The sequence below is a fragment of the Fictibacillus sp. b24 genome (assembly GCF_030348825.1).
In the GTDB taxonomy this organism is placed as follows: Bacteria; Bacillota; Bacilli; order Bacillales; family Fictibacillaceae; genus Fictibacillus.
The window spans coordinates 2,071,778-2,086,705 of record NZ_JAUCES010000005.1 but is presented as its reverse complement, the minus strand read 5'-3'; the positions used below and the strand labels follow the sequence as shown (position 1 = coordinate 2,086,705).

The window sequence follows — 14,928 nt, the reverse complement described above, 5'->3', positions numbered from 1 at the left end:
CCTTATGTACATAAGGGGGGAGAGCAAAAGATGGAATATGTAATTGATATGCGTAATATTCGTAAAGAATTTCCCGGAATCGTAGCGAACGATGACATAACGCTTCAAGTGAAAAAGGGTGAAATCCATGCCCTTCTTGGGGAGAACGGTGCAGGAAAATCAACGTTAATGAATGTTTTGTTCGGTCTTTACGAGCCAGAACAAGGGGAAATCTTTGTAAAAGGAAATAAAGTGGTGAACAATGATCCGAATATTGCCAACTCGCTTGGTATTGGGATGGTTCATCAGCACTTTATGCTCGTTGATAAATTTACTGTTACTGAAAATATCATTTTAGGAAAAGAACCTACAAAAGGCGGAAAAGTAGATTTACAGACTGCTGCTAAAGAAGTGAAGGCTCTTTCTGATCAATATGGTCTTCGAGTAGATCCTTACGCGAAGATTGAAGACATCTCTGTTGGTATGCAGCAGCGTGTTGAAATTTTGAAAACGCTTTATAGAGGTGCAGACATTCTTATTTTTGATGAGCCAACAGCCGTGTTGACTCCTCAAGAGATTATAGAGCTCATTCAAATCATGAAAAAGCTTGTTAGCGAAGGTAAATCGATTATTCTTATCACCCATAAACTGAAAGAAATTATGGAAGTTTGTGACCGCTGTACGGTTATAAGAAGAGGAAGAGGCGTAGGGACGGTAAACGTTAGCGATTCTAACCCGGATTCTTTGGCAGCAATGATGGTTGGTCGTGAAGTAAACTTTAAAGTTGAAAAAATTGATGCGGAGCCAAAAGAAGCAGTACTGACGATCAAAGATCTTGTCGTTCATGACAGCAGAAAAGTACCAGCTGTAAACGGATTAAACCTGACTGTACATGCTGGTGAAATCGTAGGAATCGCGGGTGTTGACGGGAACGGACAATCTGAATTGTTAGAAGCGATCACGGGTCTTCACAAAGTTCACGAGGGATCTATACATCTTCGCGATAAAGAGATAACGAATAAATCTCCTAGAAGTGTAACAGAGAACGGACTGAGCCATATTCCGCAAGACAGACACAAGCACGGACTTGTATTGGACTTTTCAGTTGGTGAGAACATGGTTCTTCAAACATACTACCAAAAGCCATATTCCAAATCAGGAATACTTAACTTTAAACCGATCTTTGATAAAGCGAAAAAGTTAATTGATGAGTACGATGTGCGAACGCCTGATGCGTATACTCCTGCAAGAGCTTTATCAGGGGGCAATCAGCAAAAAGCGATCATCGCAAGAGAAGTAGATCGTGATCCGGATTTTCTAATCGCAGCTCAGCCGACACGCGGTTTAGATGTTGGAGCCATCGAGTTTATCCATTCTAAACTGATCGAACAAAGAGACAATGGTAAAGCAGTACTGCTCGTCTCATTCGAGTTGGATGAGATCATCAACGTAAGTGACCGAATCGCTGTTATGTATGAAGGAAAGATCGTTGCGATCGTAAACCCGAAAGAAACAACAGAACAAGAACTTGGTTTACTGATGGCGGGAGGAAAGAGGGGTACAGTTCATGCAGAATAATATTAACAAAATGAAATTTCTAGTGCCTCTTATCTCTGTATTATTAGGACTGCTTATCGGTGGCATCATCATGCTAATTAGCGGTTATCCTCCAATTGAAGCTTATGCTGCATTGTTTGAAGGTATCTTTGGCGGCTCCTACTATATGGGTGAAACGATAAGACAGATGTCACCTCTTATTCTATCAGGACTGGCTGTAGCGTTTGCTTTTCGTACAGGATTGTTCAATATTGGTGTTGAAGGTCAGCTTTTAGTTGGCTGGCTGGCAGCTGTATACGTAGGAGTATTTGTTGATGCTCCGGCAATCATTCATATTCCCCTCGCTGTACTAGCTGCAGGTGTAGCTGGTGCATTATGGGGATCTGTTCCTGGTATCTTGAAAGCGCGTTTTAAAGTGCATGAAGTTATTACAACGATCATGATGAACTATATCGCACTTTATAGCACGAACGAAATTATCCGTAATTTTATGCTTGCCCCAGGTGAACGGACGGAGAACGTAAAAGAATCTGCTTCTTTAGCTTCACCGTTTCTGCAAGAGCTAACTGATAATTCTACACTTCACTTTGGAATTATCGTAGCAATCGTTGCAGCAGTTATTATGTGGTTCTTATTATGGAGAACAACTTTAGGTTATGAGCTTCGTGCAGTAGGATTCAACCAGCATGCATCTCAATACGCTGGAATTAATGTTTCTAAAAATATCGTCCTTTCCATGGCGATCTCAGGAGCATTTGCAGGAATTGCAGGAAGTATGGAAGGCTTAGGCACTTATCAATATATGACGATTAATGCTGGATTTACTGGAGTAGGATTTGACGGGATCGCCGTTGCACTTCTAGGTGCGAACAGTGCGATCGGTGTAATTTTAGGTGCTGCACTGTTCGGTGGATTAAAGATTGGTGCACTGAATATGCAAGCTATGGCAGGTGTTCCAACTGAACTTGTTGGAATTGTTATCGCTTTAATCATCTTCTTTGTTGCGTGCAGTTATCTTGTTCATTGGTTGATGAACCGTGTGAACAAAGGAGGTAAGATCTGATGAGTTTTATGGATATTCTAGCACTAATCATACCTGCTGCGATCGTGTCAGCTGCGCCTTTAATCTTTACCGCTCTTGGTGGTGTTTTTAGTGAACGTTCAGGAGTCGTAAATATCGGATTAGAAGGTCTTATGCTTTTTGGTGCATTTACAGGAGCCGTAACAATTTATTACGGTGAACAGTTTGGATTAGATGGAGCAGCACCATGGGTTAGTTTTATTGTTGCTATGATCGTAGGAGCACTTTTTGCATCTATTCATGCAGTCGCAAGTATCTCTTTAAAAGCAGATCAAGTTGTTAGTGGTGTAGCCATTAACTTTTTAGCTGCAGGTCTAGCGATCTTCTTGACGAAAAAGATCTTTAATGCAGGACAAACACCTGTTATTTCAGAACGTATCTCAAAAAGTGATATTCCATTCTTGTCAGATATTCCGATTATCGGAAAACTATTTTTCTCAAATGCTTATCTGACTTCTTATCTAGCAGTATTTGTAGCCTTAATCGTTTGGTATGTTCTTTACAAAACACCATTTGGTCTTCGTCTTCGATCTGTAGGAGAACACCCGATGGCTGCAGATACGATGGGGATCAACGTTAAAAAGATGCGTTATGTTGGGGTTTTATTAAGTGGAGCTCTTGCTGGACTCGGTGGAGCTGTTTATGTGGCTTCTATTTCAGGTAACTTCACGCACTCCACGATTACGGGGCAAGGTTTCATGGCACTTGCTGCCATGATCTTTGGTAAATGGCATCCACTTGGTGCTTTAGGAGCTGCTTTATTCTTCGGTCTCGCTCAAGCAATCAGTATCTCAGGAGCGCAGATTCCAGGCCTGCAAGACATTCCGAAAGTATTCTTGCTTATCGCTCCGTACGTTCTTACGATATTAGCTTTGGCTGGTCTAGTAGGACGTGCTGACGCACCTAAAGCATTAGGTACTCCTTACGAAAAAGGAAAACGATAATAAAAAAGTCTGCCGATAGGCGGACTTTTTTTCTTTTACAAGAAGGAATGTCATGCCACGTATCGAAAATGGGTAAACTAGGATATAGGCTATAATGAAAGGGGTACTTATTCAATGGGAATAGTTAACCATAAAAAAACAGATCTTCATGGTATGACTGTACATACGATTGAAACAAAAAAGTATAAGACGACTTCGTTTATTCTTCAAATTAAAGAAGCCATCAATGAGAAAAACGTAACAAAGAGGGCATTGTTGGCTTATGTATTGCAGAGCGGTACGAAAGATTTTCCATCTTCAAAAGAGCTTAGGAGTGCTCTTGATGACCTTTATGGAGCTACGCTTTCAGCGGATCTTTCAAAAAAAGGTGAAAATCAAGTGATCAGCATCCGAATGGAAGTTGCCAACGAAAAGTTTTTATCTAATTCCGAACCCGTTTTAGATAAAGCGTTTCATTTATTATCTCAAGTATTGTTAGCACCTGCAGTCGAAAATGGTGTTTTTAAAGAAGGTATTGTAAAGAAAGAAAAACGCAGCCTCAAACAGCAAATCGAATCCATCTATGATGACAAGATGAGGTATGCGAATAAACGCCTATTAGAAGAGATGTATGAATCTGAACCATATCGTTTAAACGTTTATGGTAATGAGAATGAAGTTGATGGTATTACACCAAAAGATTTATTTAATTATTATCAAGAAGTTGTACAAAGCGATAAAGTAGATCTTTATGTAATAGGCGACATTTCAACAGATGAAATGGTGGAAAAAGTAAAAAAGCACTTCCGTTTCTCTAAAGACCGTAATGAAAAAGAAGAGCAAGCTTCAGCAGCAAAAGACGAAAAAAGAATTTCAGATATAAAGGAAATCTTTGAAGAACAAGATGTGCAGCAAGGAAAGCTGCATATGGGTTACAGAACATATACCACTTATGGTGATCCAGACTATTTTGCTCTTCAAGTGTTTAACGGTATTTTCGGAGGATTCTCACACTCCAAATTATTTATGAACGTACGTGAAAAAGAAAGTCTCGCGTATTATGCAGCTTCCCGATTTGAAAGCCATAAAGGGGCTGTTTTCGTAATGAGCGGAATTGAAACAGGTAACTATGAAAAGGCTGTTAAGATCATTAAAGAACAGCATGAAGAGATCAAGAACGGTAACATAACTGATGCTGAATTCGATCAAACAAAAGCAATGATCAACAATCAGGTGCTAGAAACCATCGACCACCCGATCGGCTTATCTGAAGTACTGTACCATAACGTTGTTGCAGGTACGAATCGATCTATTGAAGAATGGATGGAAGGAATTAAGAGTGTAACGAAAGAGGACGTTGTGAAAGTAGCTGAAAAAGTAAAGCTCGATACCATTTTCTTTTTGAAAGGAGCAGCCACAAATGGGAATGAAAACGTTTGATCAATTAGATGAAACCCTCCATTTTGAAGAACTTCAGAATGGATTAAAAGTGTATGTGTTAGAAAAGAAAGGGTTCAATAAAACGTATGCTACCTTCACCACACATTATGGTTCGGTAGATAATCATTTTAAGCCGCTTGGTAAGAATGAAGACGTAAAAGTACCAGATGGCATTGCCCATTTTCTTGAACACAAGCTTTTTGAAAAAGAACATGGAGATGTATTCCAAGATTTCAGCAAGCAAGGTGCATCAGCAAACGCTTTTACGACCTTTAACAGAACAGCTTACCTTTTTTCAACTACAGGTGACGTGAAAAAGAACTTAACGACGCTGATCGACTTTGTTCAAGAGCCTTATTTTACAGAAAAAACCGTTGAGAAGGAAAAAGGAATCATCGGTCAAGAAATTAGAATGTACGATGATAACCCTGACTGGCGCGTTTACTTTGGCCTGATTGAAAACATGTATCATCATCATCCTGTTAAGATCGATATTGCAGGCACAGAAAAATCAATCGCTAAGATTACGAAGGATGACCTTTATGAATGCTATGAGACATTCTATCATCCGAGCAACATGATTTTATTTATCGTTGGGCCCGTGAATGCTGAAGATATTCTAAACTTTGTAAAAGACAACCAATCACAAAAAACATTCAAAGAAAAAGCTCCTATCGAGAGATTCTTTGATGAAGAACCTGCAACGGTTGCCAAAGAGAAAAAAGTAATCGAGATGACTGTTCAAACACCAAAGTGCTATATGGGATATAAGGAAGCAGCACCGAACAGAAAAGGCAAAGAACTCATGCGTCATGAGCTCAGTGTCAACCTGCTTTTAGAAATGATGTTTGGAAAAAGTTCACCGAATTACGAAACGTTGTATGAGGAAGGGTTGATCGATCAGACATTCTCTTTTGATTACACAGAAGAAAACGGATTTGGATTTAGTATGCTTGGCGGGGATACACAGTCTCCAGATGATTTCGTCGAAAGAATATCTAACATGGTAGAGTCTTTTAAAGAACAGCCAATTGCTGAAGATTCATTTGAACGTGCTCGTAAAAAGAAGATTGGTGCTTTTTTAAGATCGTTAAATTCTCCTGAATTCATCGCAAATCAATTTACTCGTTATGCTTTCAATGAGATGGATTTATTTGATGTAATCCCTGTATTTGAATCACTGAAAGTAAGTGATGTAGAAGAAGTTCTTCAGAATCACTTTAAAAAAGATGCGTTGACGGTTTGCCAAGTTCGAAAAAAGAAGTCATAATGATTTAAAAAACATCCTAGTGTTTAGGATGTTTTTTTTAGCAATGAGGGATTACCATTGAAAAAAGTACTTGTTACAGGAGCTACCGGGGCTATTGGAAATAAAATCAGTCATATGTTAGCTTCTCAAGGATTTCAGTTATTTTTACACTACCATTCAAATGAAGCAGCTGCCAAAAAGCTGCAAAACGAGTTAATAAAAACATACAATAGTCATGTTTCTATTGTTTCCGCCGATCTGTCTCACTCAGAAGGTCCACAATACTTGTTGTCACAAATTCAAGAACCGATCGATGTATTCGTCTATAATTGCGGTGCGTCTCATTACGGACTGCTTACAGACTTTACCGAACGGTCCATCGCAGAAACGATGCAGCTTCATCTTTTAAGTGCGATATCACTTTCGAAAGCGCTTATTCCTTCAATGATTCAAAAAAAATCAGGCAAGATCATTATGATTTCTTCTGTTTGGGGTGAAGTAGGTGCTGCCTGTGAGACAGTCTATTCTGCTGCTAAAGGCGGTCTGAATGCGTTCGTAAAGGCACTTTCAAAAGAAGTAGCACCTAGTCAGATCCAAGTTAACTGTGTTTCACCTGGAGTCATAGCAACTCCGATGCTGAATCAATTTTCAGAAGAAGAAAAACGCGAACTTGCAGAAGATATACCAGCAGGTCGCTTTGGTGAACCTGATGAAGTGGCACATGCGGTTGAGTTTTTAATAAGCAAAAAAGCAGATTACATATCTGGTCACATCCTCTCGATAAACGGATCGTGGTATACGTAAAAAAACATGTATAAAAAGGTTAAAACTAAGAGATATTAATGCTGTATCAACCTTGAAGGAGGAGACAGCATGTCAGTATTAGACAACTTTGGTCAATGGAAAGATTTCTTGGCAGAACGCTTAAATCACGCGGAGCACGAAGGTATGAACCACGATACGATCTCAAACTTAGCAACTGAGATCGGTGGGTACTTAGCGAACCACGTTGAACCAAAAAACGAAGAAGAAAAAGTTCTTGCCGATCTTTGGAAAGTGGCCGATGAAAATGAAAGACACGCCATTGCTAACATGATGGTCAAGTTAGTTCAAAACGACGGAAGCCGCTAATGGTGAAGGATGTTAAGATTTTTTTCTTAACATCCTTTTATTTTGCTTTCATAATAAATTGAAATCATTTATTATTAGTAACAAGAATAAATGTAGAATTTTGTTTCATTTTGAAAGAATAAGGAGATGAATTATGGGAGAGCAAGAATGGTATTTAGAGTATGAGATACATAAAAACCGGCCGGGTCTCCTAGGGGATATATCATCCTTATTGGGTATGCTTGGAATTAATATCATTACGATTAATGGTGTGGATAACGAGCGCCGTGGAATGCTTCTGATTATCGATAACGAAGAAAAGATTAACCGTCTGAAATCGATTTTAGATTCCATGGATAACATTACGGTAACCAAGTTCCGCAAACCAAAGCTTCGTGACAGGCTTGCTGTTAGACATGGTAGGTACATCGAACGCGATGCAGATGACAAAAAAACGTTTCGCTTTATTCGAGATGAGCTTGGTATATTGGTTGACTTTTTAGCTGAATTATATAAAGTTGAAGGACATAAATTAATCGGCGTAAGAGGTATGCCGCGTGTAGGAAAGACAGAAAGTATCGTTGCATCGAGTGTCTGTGCGAATAAGCGGTGGGTCTTTATTTCATCGACTTTATTGCGCCAAACTGTTAGAAACATGCTCGCAGACGATGAATACGACTCTGATCATGTTTTTATTATCGATGGTGCAGTTTCTGCACGCAACATGAACGATAAGCATTGGCAGCTCATACGAGAGATCATGAGACTTCCTGCAGCGAAAGTTGTGGAGCATCCTGATCTTTTTGTTCAGCAAACAGAATATACTCTTGATGATTTTGACTATATCATCGAGCTGAAAAGTCATCGTGATGAAGAAATTACATATGAAGCTCTGAAACAAGATCAAACAGGATTTGGAAATTTAGAATGACGTAAGTGGGTGGGAAGGTTGACAGAACTCGGTAAACTATTAAAAGAAAAACGTGAAGAAAAAGGAATGTCCCTTGAAGAACTTCAAACAGCAACTAAAATACAAAAGCGTTATTTAGTGGCGATTGAAGAAGGAAAATATGAGGTGCTTCCAGGGGCATTTTATGCTAGAGCCTTTATCAAAAACTATTGTGAAGCTGTAGGACTGCATTACGAGACGATTTTTGATGAATACTCACATGAGATACCAAAATCTGCAAAAGAACCAGCGACGGAATTTGAACCACGCTCAAAAAGAGATAGAGCTGGTGTTGCAGAAGACAGTCCTTTATTAAAGAGGCTGATTCCGATTATTCTAGCAGGTGTATTAATCGTGTTTGTCTTATTTATTGTATGGAAGTTTCTTCTTCCTGATGGGAATGATCAGGCTAAGAGCGGGAATGAAGCTCCAGGTGTTTTGGTAGACGAAGATAAGGACAAGCCAAAGAAAAAAGAAGACCCGAAAAAAGAAGATATAAAAAATGAGGAAAAAGAAGAACCTGCACAAAAAGAAGAACCGAAAAAACAAACGTTAACGAAACTGGAAACTAACGGTAAAGTAACAACTTATGAATTAAGTGATACAGATCAGATGGTCGTCGAGTTAACTGCATCAGGTCCAAGTTATGTAGGTATTCAAGATGATACGAAAAAAAGCTATTTCAATAATCAGCTGAAAAAAGGTCAGACAGAAACATTTGATCTTTCGTCAGCAAAAGAGGCAACACTAAATATTGGCGCATCTCACGTTACATCGATTAAGATAAACGGAGAAGCTTTCACTTATCCTGTACCACCTTCTGACCTTGTTCACCAAAAGATTGTGATCAAAAAGATTCAGTAAGGTTGCAGATATTGATTTTGACCGTATTTTGGAGGAATTGCAGTGAATTTACCAAACAAGATTACTATTTCTAGAATTTTTTTAATTCCGCTTTTTATGATCGTTCTTTTAGGCGGATTTGATTGGGGTACATGGGAGTTAGCAGGACAAAAACTGCCTGTCACTCATTTTGCAGCTGCTCTGATCTTTATATTTGCATCCAGCACAGACTGGGTAGATGGTTATTATGCACGTAAATACAATCTAGTAACAAACTTAGGGAAATTTTTAGATCCTCTTGCAGATAAACTTCTTGTGTCTGCTGCCCTTATTGGTTTAGTTGAACTAGGTTTTGCTCCTGCCTGGATGGTCATCGTAATTCTCAGCCGTGAATTTGCGGTAACAGGAATACGTGCTGTCGCTTCTGCAGAAGGCGAAGTAATCGCAGCAGGGCAGATGGGTAAGTTGAAGATGTGGATACAAATTATTGCAATATCCGCTCTATTGCTTCATAATTTACCGTTCGCATGGATCGGATTGCCGTTTGCAACTATTAGCTTATGGGCGGCAACATTGATTACTCTCTACTCTGGATGGGAGTATTTTGTAAACAGCAAACACATTTTATTAAAATCTAAGTAATGACAAAAAACAGGAGCAAAATACTCCTGTTTTTTTAATCGGTGTTGATAAAATGTTTAAAAAGGGGAACAAAATACTGCGTTTTTACAGATGTTACGGTTTGGAACTCTTGAAATCACAGATTAAAATTAGGGAGAGTGTATGAGATGAACGCAGAAATTATTGCAGTTGGAAGCGAGCTTTTATTAGGGCAGATCGTCAATACGAATGCTCAATTTATTTCTAAAGGACTTGCTGATATTGGCGTGAACGTTTTTTACCATACGGTGGCGGGGGACAATCAGAATCGCCTCACATCCGTCATTCAAACAGCAAAATCCCGTTCAAATCTGCTCATTTTTACTGGTGGTCTCGGTCCGACAAAAGATGATCTAACAAAAGAAACGGTTGCGAATGTCTTTCAAAAAGAATTGGTTCATGATGAAGTCTCATTAACTTACATAACCAACTATTTTCTGCAAACAAACAGAGAGATGACACCGAACAATAAGAAACAAGCTTTAATCATCAAAGACTCTACAATACTCCCAAATGACAACGGAATGGCACCAGGTATGGCATTTATACATGGAGACGTCACGTGTATTCTTTTGCCTGGTCCGCCGAGTGAAATGAGACCGATGTTTAACAAGTATGCAATCCCATATCTTCATTCCAGGTTAGATGTTCATACAAAATTGCATTCCCGTGTCTTAAGATTTTTTGGAATCGGTGAATCTGTATTAGAAACAAAGCTGCAAGATTTAATTGAGAAACAGAGTAATCCGACCATCGCACCCCTTGCTTCAGAACATGAAGTAACGATTCGTCTGACTGCTTCTCATTCTGATGAATCAACAGCAAGAAAGCTTCTGGACGATACAGAACAAGAAATTCTTAAGCGGGCAGGCTCCTATCTTTACGGTTATGATGATGATACTTTGGAGAGGCAAACGCTAAATACTCTTCAAAAGCATAATCTGACGGTCGCTTCAGCAGAAAGTTTAACAGGCGGACTGTTCAGCAAGGCCGTTACTGATTTGCCTGGTGCGTCTTCTGTTTATAGCGGAGGTGTTGTTGTATATGCAACCGCTCTAAAACAATCGATGCTTCGTTTACCTGATACAATTGTTGAAAAGCATGGTGTAGTTAGTATTGAATGTGCAAAATGGATGGCAGAAGAGATTAGAAAACAAACAAAAGCAGATTATGGTATTAGCTTTACAGGAGTCGCCGGTCCGGAAGAACAGGAAGAAAAGCCAGCAGGTACAGTTTTTATTGCAATATCTGATAAAGATCAAACTTCCTCCTTTTCTCTAAAACTAGCAGGTTCAAGAAAAAGTATCAGAGAAAAAACGGTTAAGTATGGATTTCGCTACTTGAATCAATTGGTCAAAGAAGATCAATAAAAAAATCGAATAAATGTTCGTAAAATGATTGGCAAATTGATAAAAAAGAGATATGATAGAGAAGTAGCAAAGAACAGAATTAATGAAATAAAAATACATGAAAAATGAATTAGAGGAGTGAATGGAATGAGCGATCGAAAAGCGGCTCTAGATATGGCTTTACGCCAAATTGAAAAGCAGTTCGGTAAAGGTTCTATTATGAAGTTGGGTGAACAGACTGAACAGCGAATCTCAACAGTTTCCAGTGGATCCATTACATTGGATATCGCACTTGGAATTGGCGGATATCCGCGCGGAAGAATTATCGAAGTATACGGTCCTGAATCTTCAGGTAAAACGACGGTAGCACTTCATGCCATTGCAGAAGTTCAGAGAAACGGCGGACAAGCTGCCTTTATTGATGCTGAGCATGCGCTTGATCCTGAATATGCACAAAAGCTAGGTGTAAATATTGATGAGCTATTATTGTCCCAGCCTGATACAGGAGAACAAGCATTGGAAATTGCTGAAGCGCTGGTAAGAAGCGGCGCCGTTGATATTTTAATTATCGATTCAGTTGCTGCGCTTGTTCCTAAAGCCGAGATCGAAGGAGAAATGGGAGACTCTCACGTTGGTCTTCAAGCTCGATTGATGTCTCAAGCACTGCGTAAACTTTCTGGTGCAATCAATAAGTCCAAAACCATCGCAGTGTTTATTAACCAAATCCGTGAAAAAGTTGGTGTGATGTTCGGGAACCCTGAAACAACTCCTGGGGGAAGAGCGTTAAAATTCTACTCTTCAGTACGTTTAGAAGTGCGCCGTGCTGAACAGCTGAAACAAGGTCAAGATGTTGTTGGTAATAAAACAAAGATTAAAGTTGTAAAAAACAAAGTTGCGCCTCCGTTTAGAACGGCTGAGGTTGATATTATGTATGGAGAAGGAATCTCGTACCAAGGTGAGATTCTGGATATCGGTTCAGATATCGACATCGTTCAAAAGAGCGGTGCGTGGTATTCTTACGAAGGCGAGCGTCTAGGTCAAGGACGTGAGAACTCTAAGCAATTTCTAAAAGAAAACCCTGAGATTGCATCCGCAATCGTTGCAGAGATTCGAAACTATTATCAGTTAGAGGGTAAAGTGACGGTTGAAGCAGAAGCTCCTTCACTAGAAGAAGAGTTTGAGCTAACAGAATAGTAATCAAGTTGAAGACTGGTCAATACGACCAGTCTTTTTTTCCTCCTTTCTTAAAGCTCTTTTCTAAAGGATTGTTGCTTATTAATCTTTTTTTGTTGTCTTCTTTGATCAGTTGGTTGTAGTGTAAGGTGCGAGACTCTTGCCCCTCGGAAAGCGAAGCACCTCGAACGAAAATCAACTACTTTCAAAAGCAATGATGAATAAGAGAACAGCCTTTCTAATGAGCAAACAGTTCCCAAGTTAGCAGAAATGACAGGCAAAATATGCTCCTTGCTATTTTTAAGTCAACCTATTATTATAGAAGATTGACTCTCTTGACAAGCATTGGGCACACCTATAAAATGGAGATATATTTTGATTTCTTATGAAATTAAAAGATATGTATAGAATTTGTACGACATGAATGGTGCACAGCACATGTAACACGATTGACGCCAAGAAATGCAGTATGAAAAGCAGAAAGCAAGAGGAGGTGGGAATATGCCAAGTTTAGCAGTATTCATCTCCAGTTTGCTTGTCTCACTAGGTGTCGGTGCTATTGTCGGATATCTTGTTAGGAAATCAATTGCTGAAGCGAAGATTTCAAGCGCAGAAAGAGCAGCTGCGCAAATTGTTGAAGATGCAAAGCGCGATGCTGACGCTAGCAAGAAAGAAGCGCTGTTAGAAGCAAAAGATGAAATCCATAAGCTACGTACCGAAGCTGAACGCGAAATTCGCGAACGTCGAAACGAGCTTCAAAAACAAGAACATCGATTGGTTCAAAAAGAAGAGATCCTAGACAGAAAAAGTGAAACTCTTGACAAAAAAGAGGAATCTTTAGAACGACGTGAGGAGTCTCTCACCAAAAAACAGCGACAAATTGAAGAGATTGAAAGCAAAGTGGAGGAATTGCTGAAAGAACAGCAGCGAGAGCTTGAGCGCATTTCCAGTATTACCAGGGATGAAGCCCGCCAAATTATCATGACTGAAACTGAGAACGAAATGACACATGAGTTGGCGATGATGGTAAAAGAAATGGAAAACCGTGCTAAAGAAGAAGCGGACAAGAAAGCAAAGGAAATTCTTTCACTAGCTATCCAACGCTGCGCAGCCGATCACGTAGCAGAAACTACTGTTTCTGTAGTTAACCTTCCTAACGATGAAATGAAGGGAAGAATTATTGGACGTGAAGGACGAAACATTAGGACTTTAGAAACGTTAACTGGAATCGATTTGATTATTGATGATACTCCGGAAGCCGTAATTCTGTCCGGTTTCGATCCAATCCGCCGTGAAATTGCGCGAATGGCACTGGACAAGCTTGTACAAGATGGAAGAATTCACCCTGCACGAATTGAAGAGATGGTTGAAAAATCCCGCAGAGAAGTGGATGAGTACATCCGCGAAGTTGGAGAACAGACTACTTTTGAAGTAGGTGTTCACGGACTTCATCCAGATTTAATCAAGATTCTTGGACGTCTAAAGTATCGTACAAGTTACGGTCAGAACGTATTGAAACACTCAACAGAGGTGGCTTACTTAGCTGGATTAATGGCAGCAGAAGTAGGAGAAGACGTTCATCTTGCAAGAAGAGCTGGATTGCTTCATGACATCGGTAAAGCAATTGACCATGAAGTGGAAGGCAGTCACGTTGACATTGGTGTTGAACTCGCTACAAAGTACAAAGAACACCCAGTAGTCATCAACAGTATAGCGTCTCACCACGGAGACACTGAAGCAACTTCAATCATCGCAACACTTGTTGCAGCAGCAGATGCTTTATCTGCCGCTAGACCAGGAGCACGTCGTGAAACTTTAGAAACGTATATTCGCAGACTTGAAAAACTAGAAGAGATTTCAGAATCATTTGATGGTGTTGAAAAATCATTCGCTATTCAAGCTGGACGCGAAATTCGTATCATGGTTAAACCAGACATGGTTGATGATGTAGCCTCATACAGACTTGCACGTGATATAACGAAGAAGATCGAAAGTGAATTGGATTATCCAGGTCACATCAAAGTTACGGTTATTCGTGAAACGAGAGCAGTTGAATACGCGAAATAAACTGATAAAGCGGTGGGATTCCCACCGCTTTTTATTATGGCCGCGAATAAGCAAACAAATTTTATCTCATATGATTTTAGCTAAATGTTCATTTTAAAAGGCTCTTTTCTAAAGGATTGTTGCTTAGGAAGCATTTTGTTCAATTCTCTACTATGATAAGTTGATTGGAGTGCAAGGTGCGAGACTGCTGCGGGACAGGCGGGCAGGTGAGACACTTAAAAGTGGAACGTCACGAATGTGGCTCACCGCCTGCCCCGCGGAAAGCGAGCACCTGGAACGGAAATTAACTACTTTCAAGAGCAACAAAGTTTGCGAAAACAGCCTTTTTAAAAGATTGTTGATAAGCTCTTTTTTTATTCTGTTCATTGATAAGTTGATTTAAGTAGAAGATACAAGTTTTCAAGGGGAAAGAGAAGTAAATTGAAACTCTAATGGTGCAAAGCGGCAGGACGCTAACCTTCACGCCCCGTTGAAAGCGAGTACTTTCAAGAACACCAATGTATGCGAAAACAGCCTTGCTTAATGCTGATAAAATCGCATTTTTACTT

Annotated in this window: 13 protein-coding genes; all 13 read left to right on the top strand. The window is 39.7% G+C overall.

Translation table 11 applies throughout. From position 1 onward, the window contains the following. Positions 1 to 30: 30 nt before the first annotated feature. The 13 genes from QUF49_RS10710 (at position 31) to rny (ending at position 14,380) form a co-directional block, all read left to right on the top strand. Positions 31 to 1,557: an ABC transporter ATP-binding protein gene (locus QUF49_RS10710; RefSeq protein ID WP_289495638.1), complete on the top strand. Its 1,527-nt coding sequence runs from the start codon at positions 31 to 33 to the stop codon at positions 1,555 to 1,557. After that, positions 1,547 to 2,599 carry an ABC transporter permease gene (locus QUF49_RS10705; RefSeq protein WP_289495637.1) on the top strand — a complete coding sequence of 351 codons (1,053 nt, stop codon included), beginning with the start codon at positions 1,547 to 1,549 and terminating at the stop codon, positions 2,597 to 2,599. The genes QUF49_RS10710 and QUF49_RS10705 overlap by 11 nt, the downstream gene beginning before the upstream one ends. Next, on the top strand, positions 2,599 to 3,561 hold the full coding sequence (locus QUF49_RS10700) for an ABC transporter permease (protein WP_289495636.1): 963 nt from the start codon (positions 2,599 to 2,601) through the stop codon (positions 3,559 to 3,561). The genes QUF49_RS10705 and QUF49_RS10700 overlap by 1 nt, the downstream gene beginning before the upstream one ends. A 120-nt stretch (positions 3,562 to 3,681) precedes the next feature. After that, entirely contained in the window at positions 3,682 to 4,980 is a 1,299-nt protein-coding gene (gene yfmF, locus QUF49_RS10695; protein ID WP_289497629.1) for an EF-P 5-aminopentanol modification-associated protein YfmF, read from the top strand. Next, entirely contained in the window at positions 4,961 to 6,250 is a 1,290-nt protein-coding gene (gene yfmH, locus QUF49_RS10690; protein ID WP_289495635.1) for an EF-P 5-aminopentanol modification-associated protein YfmH, read from the top strand. The genes yfmF and yfmH overlap by 20 nt, the downstream gene beginning before the upstream one ends. Positions 6,251 to 6,307: 57 nt before the next feature. Next, positions 6,308 to 7,033 carry an elongation factor P 5-aminopentanone reductase gene (gene ymfI, locus QUF49_RS10685; protein WP_289495634.1) on the top strand — a complete coding sequence of 242 codons (726 nt, stop codon included), beginning with the start codon at positions 6,308 to 6,310 and terminating at the stop codon, positions 7,031 to 7,033. 69 nt (positions 7,034 to 7,102) lie between these two features. Beyond that, positions 7,103 to 7,360, top strand: coding sequence for a DUF3243 domain-containing protein (locus QUF49_RS10680; protein WP_066393818.1), 258 nt, complete (start codon positions 7,103 to 7,105; stop codon positions 7,358 to 7,360). A 133-nt stretch (positions 7,361 to 7,493) separates the two neighbouring features. Continuing rightward, complete coding sequence (locus QUF49_RS10675; protein WP_066240975.1) at positions 7,494 to 8,270, top strand: DUF3388 domain-containing protein; 777 nt, start codon at positions 7,494 to 7,496, stop codon at positions 8,268 to 8,270. An 18-nt stretch (positions 8,271 to 8,288) separates the two neighbouring features. Further along, positions 8,289 to 9,152 (top strand): helix-turn-helix domain-containing protein, encoded by an 864-nt coding sequence (locus QUF49_RS10670; RefSeq protein ID WP_289495633.1) that lies wholly within the window; start codon positions 8,289 to 8,291, stop codon positions 9,150 to 9,152. A 42-nt stretch (positions 9,153 to 9,194) separates the two neighbouring features. Continuing rightward, on the top strand, positions 9,195 to 9,773 hold the full coding sequence (gene pgsA, locus QUF49_RS10665) for a CDP-diacylglycerol--glycerol-3-phosphate 3-phosphatidyltransferase (RefSeq protein ID WP_289495632.1): 579 nt from the start codon (positions 9,195 to 9,197) through the stop codon (positions 9,771 to 9,773). Positions 9,774 to 9,919: 146 nt separating this feature from the next. Then, on the top strand, positions 9,920 to 11,161 hold the full coding sequence (locus QUF49_RS10660; RefSeq protein ID WP_289495631.1) for a competence/damage-inducible protein A: 1,242 nt from the start codon (positions 9,920 to 9,922) through the stop codon (positions 11,159 to 11,161). A 126-nt stretch (positions 11,162 to 11,287) separates the two neighbouring features. Next, positions 11,288 to 12,334 carry a recombinase RecA gene (gene recA / locus QUF49_RS10655; protein WP_289495630.1) on the top strand — a complete coding sequence of 349 codons (1,047 nt, stop codon included), beginning with the start codon at positions 11,288 to 11,290 and terminating at the stop codon, positions 12,332 to 12,334. A gap of 480 nt (positions 12,335 to 12,814) precedes the next feature. After that, positions 12,815 to 14,380 carry a ribonuclease Y gene (gene rny, locus QUF49_RS10650; protein ID WP_289495629.1) on the top strand — a complete coding sequence of 522 codons (1,566 nt, stop codon included), beginning with the start codon at positions 12,815 to 12,817 and terminating at the stop codon, positions 14,378 to 14,380. The last annotated feature ends 548 nt before the right edge of the window (positions 14,381 to 14,928 follow it).